The sequence below is a fragment of the Streptomyces sp. NRRL F-5755 genome (assembly GCF_001279365.1).
GTDB lineage: Bacteria > Actinomycetota > Actinomycetes > Streptomycetales > Streptomycetaceae > Streptomyces > Streptomyces rimosus.
On sequence record NZ_LGCW01000284.1, the window covers coordinates 1 to 14,778 of the forward strand.

Consider the following 14,778-nt stretch of genomic DNA (forward strand, 5'->3'; position numbering starts at 1 on the left):
CCTGACACCCCTCCCCTCCTCTCCTCCCGTACCCTCCCCTCCCTCCCCCTCGTTCTCCGTGATGTGTCTCACGAGGCGTGTGGTGATCCGTGAGGCGGGTATCCGGCCCCGGGACCATGGAGCAGGGTGCCGGGATGAAATGGTAGAAATGGGGAGCAAAGCCCCCTGCGGAGAGGAGACGCCATGTCGTCGAAGCGACGCCGTAAGAAGAAGGCACGCCGTAAGAACGGCGCCAACCACGGCAGCCGTCCGCAGTCCTGAGCGGCCCGCCCGCCGGACCTGCGAGCGCACGCGAAGGCCCCCGGGACACCGTCCCGGGGGCCTTCGCCGTCTGACGCCGCGAACCCGCTACGCGGCCTCCACCACGCCCGAGGACGCCACCTCGATCTTCGCGGAGGTGGCACCGGAACGGGACCCCAGCCCCTCGATCCGCTTGACCAGCTCGGTCCCCTCGACAACCTCGCCGAAGACGACGTGCGCGCCGTCCAGCCACGGGGTCTCGACCGTCGTGATGAAGAACTGCGAGCCGTTGGTGTTGCGGCCGGCGTTCGCCATCGACAGCAGGAACGGGCGGTTGTGCTTCAGCTCGAAGTTCTCGTCCGGGAAGCGGTCGCCGTAGATGCTCTTGCCACCGGTGCCGTTACGGCGGGTGAAGTCACCACCCTGGAGCATGAACTCCGGGATGACCCGGTGGAACGGCGACCCCGCGTAACCGAAGCCATGCTCGCCGGTGGCCAGCTCACGGAAGTTGCGAGCGGTCTTGGGCACGACATCGTCGTACAGCTTGAAAACGATGCGCCCCGCGGAGGCGCCGTCGATCGTAATATCGAAAAATACGTTGGAACTCATGGAAGCCATCCTTCCACTTCCCGGCGGTGCCCTGTGCCGCCGGTCCACGTTCCTGGTCGACGCCGTCCCTCTCCTGCCGCCCTGCCGGGCCCGCGAAACACCCTCGCCGCCCCCATGGCGATCTCCCGCCCGCCCGGCGGACAATGCGGCATGACCGAACGGCTCTGGGAGCTCTGGTACCGCCGGCTGCCGACGACCGAACCCGAAAAGCCGCTGTCCCCGGCCCGCGAGGCCCGCATCCGGGAACTCGGCGAGGAGAACGCCCAGGAAGGCGCCCGCGCCATCGAGGCGGCACACGCCGCGGCCGGAGACCTCCTCGTCGAGCTCGACCGGCTGCGTCCGCTGGTGGAGCTGATGGGCGAGTACGGGTCGGCGGCAGTGACCCAGCACACCGATCAACGGCCGTAGGGTGCGACCGGCCGTAGTACAGCCACAGCGCCGGCCCGGGAGGCCGCGGCGTGAGCCGAGCCCCGCCGCTCCAGTGAGGCAGTGGCGGGGCTCAGGGCCGGCTGGTGCGCAACCGCCACATCACGTGGCGGAGAACGCGCCGCCCTGGACGCCCGCGATGAACTCCGCGAACGAACGGGAGGGGACGGAGAGGACGGGACCGTTCGGGTCCTTGGAGTCGCGGACGGGAACTATGCCGGTGGCTGCGGTCTGTGTCGGGGCCCACTCGACACAGGAGCCGCCATTGCCGCTGTAGGAGGACTTGAACCAGATGAGGGCTCGGGGGTCGTTCGTCACGAGGTGCCCTTTCGTACCTGCTGGATCATGGCTACTGAGTCTGCCTGCGAAAGCGCTTCGGTCTGTAGCTGATGGTAGGCCCTTACCAGAGGCAGCACGGACGTGAGTTCCCTGTCCAAACGGCCGTGCGTCTCGGACTCGACGTAGGAAACCACGGAGCGGTCGGACAGGGTCAGCAGGTTGACCAGGCGGTTGAACGGGCGACGCTCGCCTATGGCGTAGGGGGCTACCTGGAGAGTGGTGTTCGGCTGGTCGGCGAACTCGACCAGCCGGGCCAACTGGGCGTCCATGACGGCGGGCTTGCCGATCGGTCGCCGGATGCAGCTCTCGTCCAGGACCACGATCACCATGGGAGCAACGCGCCGCACCAGGGACGCCTGTCGTTGCACCAGGAACTCGACTCGCTCACGGGCCTGTTCGGGACTGAGCGTGCCACGCCGCACATTGCCGTCCTCGATGACTCTCGCGTACTCCGGCGTCTGAAGCAATCCGGGGATCACCCCTACTTCGAACAGCCGGATCTCCGCTGCGCGGGCTTCGTGGAGCTCGACCGGCTGCACCCCTTGGTGGAACTGATGGACGCACCGTACGACTGAGGACGTGGACCGGATCGGCCCCTCGGACGAACCGTGCGCCGCCCCGCCGCTCCAGTGCGGGGGTGGCAGGGCTCAGGGGCGAGCCGACCGCGCAGGTCAGATGGCGGCCTGCCGGGCGAACTCGACCAGTCCGGTGAAGGTGGTGGGGAGCAGCATCAGGACCGGGCCGCTCGGGTCCTTGCTGTCACGTACGGGGACCACGCCACGTGAATCGACGAGGTCGGTGGCGACCTCTATGCAGTCGCCGCCGTTGTTGCTGTATGAGGACTTGACCCAACGGGGGAATTCGGTGGTCACGGGGCGCCCTTTCGTACCTGCTCGATCATGGCCACAGATGCCGCCTGCGACAACGCTTCGGCCTGCAACTGATGGTATGCCGTCAGCACGGGCACCACGGAGGCGCTCTCCCGGTCGAGGTTTCCCTGAGCCTGGGATTCGGCGTAGTAGATCAGGGACCGGTCCGGCAGCGTCAGGAGGTTGACGGGCAGGTCAAACGTGCGGCGCTCCCCTATCTCGTACGGTGCCACCTGCAACAGCGTGTTCGGCAGGTCGGCAAACTCGACCAGCCGAGTCAACTGTGCGTCCATGACAGCGGAGCCGCCGACCTGCCGACGGATACAGCTTTCGTCTATGGCCACGAACACCATGGGTGGCCGGGGCCGCTCCAGTGCGGCCTGGCGCTCGGCTAGGAACGCAACGCGTTCATCCGCCTGTTGAGGCGTGATGGCGCCCCGTCGCACGGCGCTGTTAGCCAGCACGCGTGCGTACTCCGATGTCTGCAACAAACCAGGAATGATCCCGATGTTGTACAGCCGGATCTCCACAGCACGGGCCTCGTACCCGACGTACTCCGGAAACCCTTCCAGCAGACTGCCGTGCTTGATCTCACGGAATTCGCGCTCGAACGTATTCGCGGCGCCGACAAGGCCGAACGCCCTGTCTGCACTACGCGAGAACGGAAGGGTTGGAGGCTTGCGACCAGTTTCGACCGCCGAAATGTGCACGCTGGAGTAGCCCATGTGGCCGGCGAGATCTTCCTGGGTCCAGCCACGTCCCTCGCGCAGACCGCGCAGATGCGCCCCGAAGGCGGCCTGCGGGCTACTGCCGGGCCTCAACTCTTTACGATTCAGGGGGAGTCACCAGCTCTTCGTCCGTATTCGGCAGGTTGAAGGGATACCGACTCTAGGCCACTCTCGGCCTATCCGGTGGCGGAACGGCCGCGGGGAGGAGCGGCGGGCGTGGCCCGGAACCGCATCCGCTCGCCCCACCGCCTCGCGGTGACGCCGATTACCGGACTGCGCGGCCTGATCGCGTACCGACGTACCCCCACGAACGGTGGCCACAAGTGACCGATCCCCACCCCGTCTTCAACCCCAGCCCCAGCCGGGAAAGCCTCACCCGACTCATGCGCTTGTTCGGTCACAACGGTGTGCTGCGTGTGCGCACCAGTCGCGGCAGTGACGCTGCCCTCAACCTCCTCCGACCCGAAGGCAAGGCCATGACACCCGCCGCCCCCATGCCCACGTCCAAGGAAATCCAGATCACCGGCATCCGGAAACACGTCGCCGAATGCGTCACCGAGATCAATGGCGCGCGGTGCGGCGCCCGCTCCAACGTCTGGGACACCCCCGTACATCTGAATGTATGGATCCTCGCCCACGCGGACGCATACGCGCACAAGAAGTTCGTGAAGCACACGGAAGACCCGGTCAACGTCTACACCAAGCCCGCCAAGAGGCCGCAGTGAGAGAGGCGGGTTGACGCGTTCGCCGAGCAGTACCGCGCCCCGGCCGCCCTGCTGCGGCACCGCGGCAAGAGCCGGGCATCAGGAGCCCTCCGTGCCGTCCGACCTCGCCAAGCATGAGGACAGCGGATGGGTGGGGCTCATGTGCAGTGATTTTCCACGGACCGAAGGAGAGCACACCATGAGCACGGCCGTCGTCAGCAACTCACGCACGGAGAACGCGGCATCTTCATCGCCGGCAGCAGTACAGAAACCGCCTCGCTTGCTGTGGTTGGATCTGACCCGGAAGTATCAGCTCCGATGTGTGCACTGCTACAACGGGTCCGGCGCGGACGGAACGCACGGCACCATGACCCGCAGTGACTGGATCAACGTGCTGGACGAGGGCGCCGCGCTGGGCGTCCCGCACGTCCAGTTCATCGGCGGCGAACCGACCCTGCACCCCGACTTCGACACCCTGGTGACACACGCGCTGGGCCTCGGAATGCAGACAGAGGTTTACAGCAACCTGGTCCACGTCCCATCCGCACGCTGGGAGCTGTTCCGACGTAACGGTCTGTCTCTGGCCACGTCCTACTACTCGGCCAAGGCCAACGCGCACGACGCGATGACCGGACGGCCCTCCCACCGCCGCACCCGGGCCAACATCGAAAAGGCCGTACAGCTCGGCATTCCGCTGCGCACCGGCATCGTCGCCGAGACTGACGAGCAGATCGCCGAAGCACGCCGCGATCTCGAAATGCTGGGCGTCAAGCAGATCGGCGCCGACCGCGTTCGGCCTTTCGGCCGGGGCGCGCAGGGGAAGGCGCCGGACCTGACCGGCCTGTGTGGTAACTGCGGTAACGGAGCGGCGGCCATCGGCCCCGATGGGGCGGTTTCTCCGTGCGTGTTCTCCACATGGATCAAGACCGGCAACGTACGGGACGCCCCCTTGGGGGAGGTGCTCACCGGCTCGGGCATGGCTGAGGCCGCTACGGCCATTCGCAACGCGCGTGGGGCCAAGGAGTGCCAACCTGACTGCGTGCCCAACAACCCGTGCGACCCGCGATGCGAACCGGCCGCCGCCTGCACTCCGGGAACGCCGCCCAGTGACTGCGACCCACGAAGGTGAAGCGCCCCGAAAGGACACGACATGACCGGCTTGCCCGACTCCCACTTCCGGGATCTGATCCGCCCGCATACCGGGCAGGTCGGCCATGTTCTGGTTCCGGAGCGCGGCTTCAGCTCGGACTTCGCCGCAGTGATCACCAGCGAGAAGGGCGAGTTCTTCGTCAAGGCGATGTTCAATAATCCGGGGGGCCGCCGGGACTCCATCCTCCGGGAAAAGCTGATCAACCCCTCCGTGCAGCCCCTCTCCCCTCCTCTGCTGTGGAGTGCCGAGGGTCGGTGGATCATCCTCGGATTCGAAGCCGTCACCGGGAGGGCATCCAGCTTCAAGCCAGGTTCACCAGACCTTCCCGCGGCCATCGGCAGCCTGGACCGCATCGCAGGCGTCGGCCTTCCCGACGTGGCGCGGAAGTGGACCGAGACGCGGTGGGACGCTTACGCGGCGGATCCCTCGGATGTGGAACTGTTCCGAGGGAACACACTGGTCCACGCCGATATCAACCCGAGCAACATCATGATCGGCGAGGACGCGACATGGCTGGTGGACTGGTCGTGGCCCACCCGGGGTGCCGGCTTCATCGACGCGGCCTGTCTGGTCGTACAGCTCGTATCGGCCGGGCACAGCGCCGAGGACGCCGAAGCCTGGGTGGCCGGCTGCACAGCTTGGGCAAACGCCGATTCGGAAGCGATCGACGCTTTCGCCAAAGCCACCTTGCGGATGTACACCGGGTTCGCGGAGCGGAGCCCTGACGCGTCATGGCTGAGGGCCATGGCAGCAGCAGCCCGGGCATGGGTGAACCATCGCGGCCTGAATGAATCACTCGAAAGCCGCAGCTGACGAGCCTTCGCACCGCCACACGACACTGACAAGCCCCCGGAACCGCCACGGACAGTGATCACTCCATGACGGGGCCAGGGGCGCAAAAAGGCCCGCTGACCTGGCGTGTTGCCAGGCCGGCGGGCCTTGTGCCGGCTAGCGACGGACGAGTCGGCCATATACGCCGGGTTCTGTCACCGACGGCCCTTGCGGCCCGTCGGGAGACGGCCATCCATCTAGGGCTGTCGTTGCCGGCAGCCTCGTGCGGTCTACCCGCGGACTCGGGCGGGCAGCCCTCGAACGTCCGCGCAGGGCCGTCAGCCGACGGCCCCTCTTGACCTTGCTCCGGGTGGGGTTTACCTAGCCCTCCGAGTCACCTCGGAGGCTGGTGGTCTCTTACACCACCGTTTCACCCTTACCGAGGACCAAGGTCCCCGGCGGTTTGCTTTCTGTGGCACTGTCCCGCGGGTCACCCCGGGTGGGCGTTACCCACCACCCTGCCCTGTGGAGCCCGGACGTTCCTCGGGGGGATGCGGTGCATCCCCACGCGGCCGTCCGGCCGGCTCGTCCGCCGTGCGGACCATGGTACCCGGCGGCCGGCTGAGCCTTGACCTTGCCGTAGCGGCAACGTTTCTACTGTCCCCATGAGGATCGGAGAGCTCGCGGCGCTGGCCGGCGTCACCACGCGGACCGTGCGGCACTACCACCACCTCGGGCTGCTCCCGGAGCCCGCGCGGCTGGCGAACGGGTACCGGCAGTACGGGCTGCGCGACGCGGTGACGCTGGCGCGGGTGCGGCGGCTGACCGAGCTGGGGCTCGGTCTGGGCGAGGTGCGCGATGTGCTCGCGGACGACGCGGGGCGGGAGCTGCGGGAGGTGCTGGCCGAGCTGGACGCGGATCTGGCGCGGCAGGAGGAGGAGATCCGGCTGCGGCGCGAGCGGCTGGGGGCGCTGTTGCGGCAGACGGAGGAGGACGGGCAGCCGACGGCCGACGGGCCGTACTCGGAGCAGCTGACGGAGCTGTTCGGCGAGATGCGGCGGGTCTCGGCCACGCTGCCCGGCCCGGAGCCCGCGATGGCCGCGAAGGAGCGGGAGATGCTGGAGATGCTGGAGCTGGCCGCGGGCTCCGAGAACGGCGAGCGGATGGTGTCCCTGCTCAGGGAGGCCGTCGCGCCGCCCGGGGCGATGGAGCGGATCTATGAGGTCTACGCCCTGCTGGACGAGCTGGCGGGGGCCGGTCCGGACGATCCGCGGGTGGCGGAGGCGGCCCGCGCGCTCGCCGCGTGCATCCCGGTGAAGATGCTGGGCGCGGTGCGGCTGGACCGGGACGGGCCGGCCGTGACGGGGTTCGCGGACTCGTATTTCGCGGATCTCGCGCCGGCGCAGGAGGCGGCCGTGCGCCAGGCGATCCGGTTGGTGATGGAGCCGGGCGAGGGAACGACGCAGGGAGGGGTGTGACGTGGGTGCGGGACGGGAGACGGGCAGAGGGCGGCGGCTGCTGGCGTACGAGGGGAGGTGGATGGCCAGTCTGGGGCTGTGGGTGACGCGGCGGCGGCACGGGGTCGGGCCGGGGCAGCGGCCGCTGGGGTACGCGCGGGCGCAGGCGCCGATGATGTACGGGTTCGCGTTCGTGTGCACGGTGGAGACGGTCGGCGTCGGGTTCCTGCTGGCGAAGATGCCGGTCGTGCACTGGATCATGCTGGTGCTCGACGTCTATACGGTGCTGATGGTGCTGGGTTTCCAGGCTGCCGCCGTGACCCGGCCGCATGTGCTGGGGCCGGAGGGGCTGCGGGTGCGCCAGGGTGCCGCGCTGGATGTGTGGATACCGCTGGAGCGGATCGCTTCCGTACGGTACGACCTGCGCTTTCCGAAGGCGGAGGCGGCCGGGCGGCAGGCCCTGGAGCGGGACGGGGTGCTGGAGATGGCGGTGGCGGCGCAGACCTGTGTCACCGTCGAGCTGACCGAGCCGGTCACGGCCGTGAAGCTGCTGGGGCAGCGGGTGACGGCCCGTACGGTGCGCTTCCACGCCGACGAGGGGCGGGCCGCGGTCGCCGCGATCAGGGAGGAACTGGCGGCGGGGAAGGAGACGGCGGCGGTCACGCCGGTGTGAAGCGGACGAGAACGTGACCAGAGCCCACATCACACCGGCGTGAAGCGGACAAGAACGAGACCGGAACCGCATCACGCCGGCGTGAAGCGGACAAGAACGTGACCAGAGCCCACATCACGCCGGCGTGAAGCGCACCGGAGCGTGCCCCGGGTCCGCTTCCGTGAGGCGGACGCGCAAGGGCTCGCCCAGCGGCAGTGCCGGGACCCGCTCGCCGCCGTCGATCCGGCCGATCACCGCCGGGTCGTACAGGTGCACCGTGCCCCGGTCCGGCCGTTCCTCCTGGACGTCGACCACGTACCCGTCGAAGATCTCGCCGAGCCGGTCCTGCATCAGGGCCGCCTCGACGAGGTCGACGCATTCCCGCTCGACCCGGCCGGCCCGGCGGCTGCCCTCCGCCATCTCGGCGGGCAGCGCGGGCAGTGCCGTACGGACCCAGTCCGGCGGCTCCTCGCCGGCCGAGGCGGCCAGGCACAGTTCCGCGCCGTAGCGGTCGGCCAGGCGCCGCAGCGGGGCGGTGACGTGGGCGTACGGGGCGGCGACGGCGGCGTGCCGGGCGTGTTCGGGGGCGGGCGGGTCGCCGTCGAAGACGGTGTAGCCGGCGCCGCGCAGCAGGGTCGTGCAGTCCTGGAGGAAGGCGGCGTGCGCGGCGCGGGTGGGGTCGAGGGTGCGGACGAGGGCGGCGTACGAGGTGTGGGCCGGCCAGTCGATGCCGAGGGCGCGGGCGGTACGGCGCAGCCGGGCGACCGCGCCGTCCGGGGCGGTGGGGAGGGTACGCAGGACGCCGGTGCCGGAGGCGAGCATCAGGTCGGCCGCGGCCATGCCGGTGAGCAGGGAGAGCTGCGCGTTCCAGCCGTCGGCGGGGCGGGGCGCGCGGTAGGCGAGGGCGTAGCCGTCGGGGCGCTCGATGATCTCCTGCTCGGGGACGTTGAGGGAGATGCCGCCGCGGGCCACCTCCAGGTCCTCGCGGAGGCGGCCGATCTCGCGCAGGAGGACCAGCGGCTCCTCGGCGGCGCCGGTGTCGATGGCGCGCTGTACGCCCTCGTAGTCCATCCTGACGCGCGAGCGGACGAGGGCGCGGCGTACGTCCGTCGAGCGCAGCGCGCCGTCCGCGTCGAGGTCGAGCCGCCACAGGACGGCCGGGCGGTCCTCGTCGGGGAGCAGGCTGGCGGCGCCCTCGCCGAGCACGGGCGGGTGCAGCGGGATGCGTTCGTCGGGGAAGTAGAGGGTCGTCACGCGGCGGTGCGCCTCGGCGTTCAGGGCGCCGCCGGGGGTGACGAAGGAGGCGACGTCGGCGATGGCGTAGTGGACGCGGTAGCCGCCGCCGGGGCGCCGGGCCAGGAACATGGCCTGGTCGAGGTCCATCGAGCCGGGCGGGTCGACGGTGAACATCGGCAGGCCGGTCGCGTCGGTGGCGGCGGTCTCGGCGGGCGGGTGCGGCCAGCGTGCGGCACTGTCCGCCTCGGCCTGCGCGGACAGCGGAAAGGTCTGCGGTATGTCCAGCCGCGCCCGCAGCTCGCGCAGCGCCGCGCGCAGCGGTGCCTCGGCTGCGGCGGTCACGCGGAGGTGGCGGCGGGGCATGTTTTGAGCGTAGGGGGCGCGCGGGGCGCCCGCCCCTCGATGGGGTGCCCGCCCCGCTCCTGGCCCGACCGTAAAGTGGCACAGCCATTGCACAGGAGGTTAAGGAGAAGCGCGTGCTCGTGTTGTTGCCGCCGTCCGAGGGGAAGGCCGCGTCCGGGGGCGGGAAGCCGTTGGACATGGGGGCGCTGTCCCTGGCCGGGCTGAATCCGGCCCGGGAGGCGGTGCTGGACGAGCTGGTCGGGCTGTGTGCGGCGGATGAGGCGAAGGCACAGGAGGTCCTGGGGCTGAGCGACGGGCTCCGGGGCGAGATCGCGAAGAACGCGGGGCTGCGCGAGGCCGGGACGCGGCCGGCCGGGGAGATCTACACAGGCGTGCTGTACGACGCGCTGGGCCTGGCCACGCTGGACGCGAAGGCGCGGCGGGCGGCCGAGGCGTCGCTGCTGGTGTTCTCGGGGCTGTGGGGCGCGGTGCGGATCGGCGACCGCATCCCGTCGTACCGCTGCTCGATGGGCGTGAAGCTGCCGGGGCTGGGCGCCCTGGGCGCGTACTGGCGGACGCCGATGGCCGAGGTGCTGCCGCAGGCGGCGGGGGACGGTCTGGTGCTGGATCTGCGGTCGGCGGCGTACGCGACGGCGTGGAAGCCGAAGGGCGAGGTCGCGGGCCGTACGGCGACGGTGCGGGTGCTCCAGTCGAAGATCGTCGGCGGGGTGGAGAAGCGGTCGGTGGTCAGCCACTTCAACAAGGCGACGAAGGGGCGCATGGTGCGGGACCTGCTGACGGCGGGGCGCGCGCCGGAGGGCCCCGCGGAGCTGGTGGAGGCGCTGGGCGATCTCGGGTACGTGGTGGAGGCCGAGGCGCCGGCCAAGGCGGGCAAGGCGTGGGCGGTCGATGTGGTGGTGACGGAGCTGTAAGCCCGCTGACGGAGCGGCGTTGCAGCATCCGCAACGATCGTTGCGGATGCTGGCAGCCCGCAGCACTATAGGCGGCGTGACTACCGCTGCCGCCTCCTCCCCCGCCACCCCGCCCTCCGTACTGGGGCTCGCCCCCGTGATCCCCGTCGTGGTCCTCGACGACGCGGCCGACGCCGTGCCGCTCGCCCGCGCGCTCGTGGCGGGCGGGCTCCCGGCCATCGAGGTGACGCTGCGTACGGCCGCCGCCCCGGAAGCGATACGGGCGATCGCCGACGCGGTCCCGGAGGCGGTCGTCGGCGCGGGCACGGTGCTCACCCCCGAGCACGTGGACACCGCGGTCGCGGCGGGTGCCCGCTTCCTGGTCAGCCCGGGATGGACGCCGCGGCTGCTGGCCGCGATGCGCGGCTCGGGCCTGCCGTTCCTGCCGGGCGTCTCGACGGCGTCGGAGGTGGTGACGCTGCTGGACGAGGGCGTCACCGAGATGAAGTTCTTCCCGGCACAGGCGGCGGGCGGCACCGCGTACCTGAAGTCGCTCGCCTCGCCGCTCCCCCGGGCCCGCTTCTGCCCCACCGGCGGCATCGGCCCGTCCTCGGCTCCCGCCTACCTGGCGCTGCCGAACGTGGACTGTGTCGGCGGTACGTGGATGCTGCCGGCGGACGCGCTGCGCGCGAAGGACTGGGGCCGGGTGGAACGGCTGGCGCGCGAGGCCGCGTCGCCGGCCTGAGCCGACGACGCGGCCGGGTGCCCCTGTGCGGACGGGCGTTACGGCGTGACGATCGCGAACATCGGGTCCGGCACCGTCAGATACCCGAACACCGTGTCCGCCGCCGTCTGATCGTCGACGCGGATGGTGCCCGCCTTGACCGCCGCGTCGAAGTTCCGCTGGAACAGCGGCCCTTCGAGGATCAGCGAGTCGAACGTCTCCCTGGTGAGGGCGATGCCGGCCTGCGGCTTGCCCGCGTACAGGTCCGTGCCCGCCACGTACACCAGGACGCCGTTGCGCAGTGTCGTGGTGCACTCCTGCCGCGTGTCGGTGAAGTTCCAGTGGAGCACGATCGCGGCGCGCTGTTCCTGTGCCGCCTTCGGGCCGTCCACGCTGCGCGCCATCGCCGCGAAGACCTGCTCCAGGGTCATGCTGTGGACCAGGTCGGGCGCGCCCTTGCCGGTCGGCCGCTGCGGGCCGCCGCGCAGTTCCTCGGCGCCGGTCAGGTAGAAGTTGCGCCACGGCCCGTTCTCGGCGCCGTAGCCGAGCTGCGCGAAAGCCTTGATCTGGAGGGCCTTGGCGTCCTGCACCGCCTTCTCGGAGACGGTGGCGGGGTCGGCGAAGATGACGTGGTTGAGCAGTTCCACGACCCAGCGGTACGCCGCCGGGTCGCCTTCGCGCCCGTCATACGCCTCCTGCGCCTTCTGCACGACGGCCTCGGCGCCGCCCATCGCCGCCACGTAGCGGGTGCCAGCCTCGGTCGGCGGCAAATTCCACAGATGGGCCGGGTTTCCGTCGAACCAGCCCATGTAACGTTGGTAGACCGCCTTGAAGTTGTGGCTGAGGGAGCCGTAGTACCCCTGGTTGTACCAGTGGTCGGCGAGCCCGGCCGGCAGGTGCTGGAGTTCCTCGGCGATCTCGATTCCGGTGTATCCGCGGTTGATGAGCCGCAGCGTCTGGTCGTTCAGGTACGCGTACATGTCCCGCTGATTGCTCAGGAATTCGATGATGCTTTCCTTGCCCCAGCGCGGCCAGTGGTGCGAGGCGAATTCCACTTCGGTGTGCTCGCCGAAGGTCTGGATCGCGTCGGTGAGGTATTTCGACCAGGCGTGCGCGTCCCGCACCTGGGCGCCGCGCAGGCTGAGGATGTTGTGCAGGTTGTGGGTGGCGTTCTCCGCCATGCACAGGGTGAGGAGTTCGGGGAGATAGATGTTCATCTCCGCGGGTGCCTCGGTGCCGGGCGTCAGCTGGAAGACCAGCCGTACGCCGTCGATGACGCGGCGGTGCAGCCCTTGCCGCCACGGGATGACGTCGGCGGGCGACCAGTCGTCGGCGGTGACCGCCTCGGCGCTGCCGATGTAGTCGGTCGGCGGCAGCAGGGTGACCTCGCCGGTGGAGACGGTCAGGCCGAGGCCCGAGCCGACCTGCGCGTACGGGCTCTTGTCCAGCTCCGCCGCGTACATGTACTCGGCGCGGCGCTGCATCGCCGGGCCCGCGTAGACGTTCTCGCTGACGGCGTGCTCCAGGAACCCGTCGGGCGCGATGACCGTGAGGTCGGCCGGGATCTCGTCGTTGTGCTCGGCGAACAGGCCGCGGGCGCCGCCGAAGTGGTCGACGTGGCTGTGGGTGTAGATCAGCGCGCGGACCGGGTTCCGGTTCCCGGTGGTGTCGCGGTACAGCTTCAGGGCGGCCTGCGCGGTCTCGTAGCAGGCCAGCGGGTCGATGACGATGATCCCGCGGTCCCCCTCGATGATCGTCATGTTGGACAGGTCGTAGCCGCGCACCTGGTAGACGGCCCCGCGCGTGCCGGAGGTGACCTGGAACAGCCCGGCCATCGCGGTGAGCCTCCCCTGGCGCCACAGGCTCGGGTTGACGGTCGGCGGCGCCTGCTCGTCGCCGTCGGTGAGGAAGTCGTACGCGGTGAAGCTCCACACCACCTTGCCGCTGTCGGTCCGGGAGTAGATCGCCGGTACGTCCGGCTGTGCCAGCAGCCCCCGCTGCGCGTCCTCGAAGTCCTGCGAGCCGCCTTCCCGGAGCCGCTCGGCGGCCTTCCGGTTGGCTTCCGCGACGGACGCGGATATCTCGACGGGCCCGGTGTACTCGCTCGGCATTCCAACCTCCGTAAGGGCATGCGGAATTCACGCATACGGCGAGGGAAGGGCGCTGGCCGCGCCCTGTGCCAGCGACGCTAGGAAAGCGGGCAGCGCGCTACAAGGAACCAATCAAGCCAGTGGCACGAACCGGCCCGGGCCCGGTGAAAAGCGCAGGGTTCACGCCAGTCGAAGGTGGGCCGGAAAAGGGTCGGCAAGTGACGGGAAACGGCCCGCACGGACGCGGAAAAGGCCCGCGCGGTGACGCGCGGACCTTTCCCGTGGCGTGAAACCCGGGCTGGTGGCGGGAAATCCCGCCCGCCGCCTCGTGACTTTGCCGCAGCTCAGCGCAAATGCGCCGTCTCGTTCACCAGCCGCACCGAGGCGTTCCCGTCGCCGTAGTACGCGACCGCCGACAGCGACGCCGCCGACAGCTCCATCCGGAACAGCGACTCCGGCGGTGCGCCGAGGGCGAGCCGCACCAGCGTCTTGACCGGGGTGACGTGGGTGACCAGCAGCACCGTGCGGCCCGCATACCGGGCCAGCAGCTTGTCGCGGCAGACGGCGACGCGGCGGGCGACCGCGGCGAAGGACTCGCCGCCGGTGGGCGCCGCCTTGGCGGAGCCGAGCCAGGCGGCCAGGTCCTGCGGATGGCGCTCCTGCACCTCGGCGAAGGTCAGGCCCTCCCAGGCGCCGAAGTCGGTCTCGCGCAGGCCCTCGTCGACGCGTACGTCCAGGCCGAGGCGGGCCGCGACGGTCTCGGCCGTCTGCCGGCAGCGCTTGAGGGGCGAGCTGACGACGGCCTGGACCGTGCCGCGCGCGGCGAGCGCGGCGGCGACCGCTTCGGCCTGGCGGTGTCCGGCCGGGGACAGCTCCGGGTCGGAGCCGCCGCTGCCGGAGAACCGCTTCTGCGGGGTGAGGGCCGTCTCGCCGTGCCGCAGGAGGACGAGCGTGGTGGGCGTGCCGAGGTCGGCGGACGCCCAGCCCACCGGGGGTGCCTTCGGCTCGGCGGCTTCCGCGGCCTCCGCGGCGGCGTCGGCCGCCCGAGCCGCGGCGCTGCGCGCCGCACCGCCCGCGTCCAGTTCGGCCCGCGAGTCGCGCGGCTCCCACTGCCGCCCCGCCTTGCCCGCGTCCATCGCCTCGTTGGCGAGCAGGTCGGCGTGCTTGTTCTGCTCGCGCGGAATCCACTCGTACGTGACCCGGCCGGGCGGGAAGACGGTCCGCGCCTCGGCCGCCAGCGGCCGCATGTCCGGGTGCTTGATCTTCCAGCGGCCCGACATCTGCTCGACGACGAGCTTGGAGTCCATCCGCACCCGCACCTCGGCGTCCGGGTCCAGCGCGTGCGCGGCGCGCAGCCCGGCCAGCAGGCCGCGGTACTCGGCGACGTTGTTGGTGGCGGTGCCGATGTACTCGGCGGCCTCGGCGAGCGGCTGCCCGGACTCCGGGTCGATGACGACCGCGCCGTAGCCCGCGGGCCCCGGGTTGCCCCGGGACCCGCCGTCGGCCTCGACGATGAGCGTACGGGCCACG

Annotated in this window: 16 protein-coding genes, 1 other RNA gene and 1 pseudogene; 9 read left to right on the plus strand and 9 right to left on the minus strand. The window is 70.5% G+C overall.

The genetic code is table 11. From position 1 onward, the window contains the following. Positions 1–183 precede the first annotated feature (183 nt). Positions 184–261: a 50S ribosomal protein bL37 gene (locus ADK86_RS45745; RefSeq protein ID WP_370443954.1), complete on the plus strand. Its 78-nt coding sequence runs from the start codon at positions 184–186 to the stop codon at positions 259–261. Positions 262–348: 87 nt separating this feature from the next. Here the strand turns inward: ADK86_RS45745 and ADK86_RS28655 are convergent, their stop codons facing one another. Then, complete coding sequence (locus ADK86_RS28655; RefSeq protein WP_053699212.1) at positions 349–849, minus strand: peptidylprolyl isomerase; 501 nt, start codon at positions 847–849, stop codon at positions 349–351. A 150-nt stretch (positions 850–999) separates the two neighbouring features. On the opposite strand from ADK86_RS28655, the gene ADK86_RS28660 reads away from it, so the two are divergent. Next, positions 1,000–1,257 carry a hypothetical protein gene (locus ADK86_RS28660; protein ID WP_053699213.1) on the plus strand — a complete coding sequence of 86 codons (258 nt, stop codon included), beginning with the start codon at positions 1,000–1,002 and terminating at the stop codon, positions 1,255–1,257. Positions 1,258–1,377: 120 nt separating this feature from the next. Here ADK86_RS28660 and ADK86_RS28665 read toward each other — a convergent pair whose 3' ends face one another. From ADK86_RS28665 to ADK86_RS28680, 4 genes and pseudogenes are all read right to left on the minus strand, one after another. Next, positions 1,378–1,593, minus strand: coding sequence for a DUF397 domain-containing protein (locus tag ADK86_RS28665; RefSeq protein WP_053699214.1), 216 nt, complete (start codon positions 1,591–1,593; stop codon positions 1,378–1,380). Then, a pseudogene (locus ADK86_RS28670) lies at positions 1,590–2,132 on the minus strand (DUF5753 domain-containing protein); the annotation flags it as partial. The pseudogene ADK86_RS28670 and the gene ADK86_RS28665, both read right to left, overlap by 4 nt. A 153-nt stretch (positions 2,133–2,285) precedes the next feature. Beyond that, entirely contained in the window at positions 2,286–2,486 is a 201-nt protein-coding gene (locus ADK86_RS28675; RefSeq protein ID WP_053699216.1) for a DUF397 domain-containing protein, read from the minus strand. Further along, positions 2,483–3,319 (minus strand): helix-turn-helix domain-containing protein, encoded by an 837-nt coding sequence (locus ADK86_RS28680; RefSeq protein WP_053699217.1) that lies wholly within the window; start codon positions 3,317–3,319, stop codon positions 2,483–2,485. The genes ADK86_RS28675 and ADK86_RS28680 overlap by 4 nt, the downstream gene beginning before the upstream one ends. 215 nt (positions 3,320–3,534) lie before the next feature. On the opposite strand from ADK86_RS28680, the gene ADK86_RS44845 reads away from it, so the two are divergent. From ADK86_RS44845 to ADK86_RS28695, 3 genes are all read left to right on the plus strand, one after another. After that, positions 3,535–3,936 (plus strand): hypothetical protein, encoded by a 402-nt coding sequence (locus tag ADK86_RS44845; protein WP_053699218.1) that lies wholly within the window; start codon positions 3,535–3,537, stop codon positions 3,934–3,936. A gap of 178 nt (positions 3,937–4,114) precedes the next feature. After that, positions 4,115–5,044 carry a radical SAM protein gene (locus tag ADK86_RS28690; protein WP_078952325.1) on the plus strand — a complete coding sequence of 310 codons (930 nt, stop codon included), beginning with the start codon at positions 4,115–4,117 and terminating at the stop codon, positions 5,042–5,044. Between the two features lie 21 nt (positions 5,045–5,065). Further along, positions 5,066–5,878, plus strand: coding sequence for a phosphotransferase family protein (locus tag ADK86_RS28695; protein WP_053699220.1), 813 nt, complete (start codon positions 5,066–5,068; stop codon positions 5,876–5,878). A 142-nt stretch (positions 5,879–6,020) separates the two neighbouring features. Here the strand turns inward: ADK86_RS28695 and rnpB are convergent. Continuing rightward, positions 6,021–6,424, minus strand: an RNA gene (gene rnpB, locus ADK86_RS29240) — RNase P RNA component class A. 77 nt (positions 6,425–6,501) lie between these two features. Between rnpB and ADK86_RS28700 the strand changes: the two genes are divergently transcribed. After that, positions 6,502–7,314, plus strand: a complete 813-nt coding sequence (locus tag ADK86_RS28700) for a MerR family transcriptional regulator (RefSeq protein ID WP_053699221.1) — start codon at positions 6,502–6,504, stop codon at positions 7,312–7,314. 61 nt (positions 7,315–7,375) lie between these two features. Then, positions 7,376–7,966: a hypothetical protein gene (locus ADK86_RS28705; RefSeq protein WP_053699222.1), complete on the plus strand. Its 591-nt coding sequence runs from the start codon at positions 7,376–7,378 to the stop codon at positions 7,964–7,966. Positions 7,967–8,080: 114 nt separating this feature from the next. On the opposite strand, the gene ADK86_RS28710 is transcribed toward ADK86_RS28705, so the two are convergent. Continuing rightward, positions 8,081–9,544 (minus strand): RNB domain-containing ribonuclease, encoded by a 1,464-nt coding sequence (locus tag ADK86_RS28710; RefSeq protein WP_053699223.1) that lies wholly within the window; start codon positions 9,542–9,544, stop codon positions 8,081–8,083. Between the two features lie 113 nt (positions 9,545–9,657). On the opposite strand from ADK86_RS28710, the gene yaaA reads away from it, so the two are divergent. Both yaaA and ADK86_RS28720 read left to right on the plus strand, forming a co-directional pair. Further along, positions 9,658–10,455: a peroxide stress protein YaaA gene (yaaA, locus tag ADK86_RS28715; protein WP_053699224.1), complete on the plus strand. Its 798-nt coding sequence runs from the start codon at positions 9,658–9,660 to the stop codon at positions 10,453–10,455. A 67-nt stretch (positions 10,456–10,522) separates the two neighbouring features. Then, positions 10,523–11,179, plus strand: coding sequence for a bifunctional 4-hydroxy-2-oxoglutarate aldolase/2-dehydro-3-deoxy-phosphogluconate aldolase (locus ADK86_RS28720; protein ID WP_107088589.1), 657 nt, complete (start codon positions 10,523–10,525; stop codon positions 11,177–11,179). Positions 11,180–11,217: 38 nt separating this feature from the next. Here the strand turns inward: ADK86_RS28720 and ADK86_RS28725 are convergent, their stop codons facing one another. Both ADK86_RS28725 and ADK86_RS28730 read right to left on the minus strand, forming a co-directional pair. Then, positions 11,218–13,269 (minus strand): alkyl/aryl-sulfatase, encoded by a 2,052-nt coding sequence (locus ADK86_RS28725; RefSeq protein ID WP_053699226.1) that lies wholly within the window; start codon positions 13,267–13,269, stop codon positions 11,218–11,220. 323 nt (positions 13,270–13,592) lie between these two features. Continuing rightward, positions 13,593–14,777 (minus strand): bifunctional RNase H/acid phosphatase, encoded by a 1,185-nt coding sequence (locus ADK86_RS28730; protein ID WP_053699227.1) that lies wholly within the window; start codon positions 14,775–14,777, stop codon positions 13,593–13,595. Between the last annotated feature and the right edge of the window lies 1 nt (position 14,778).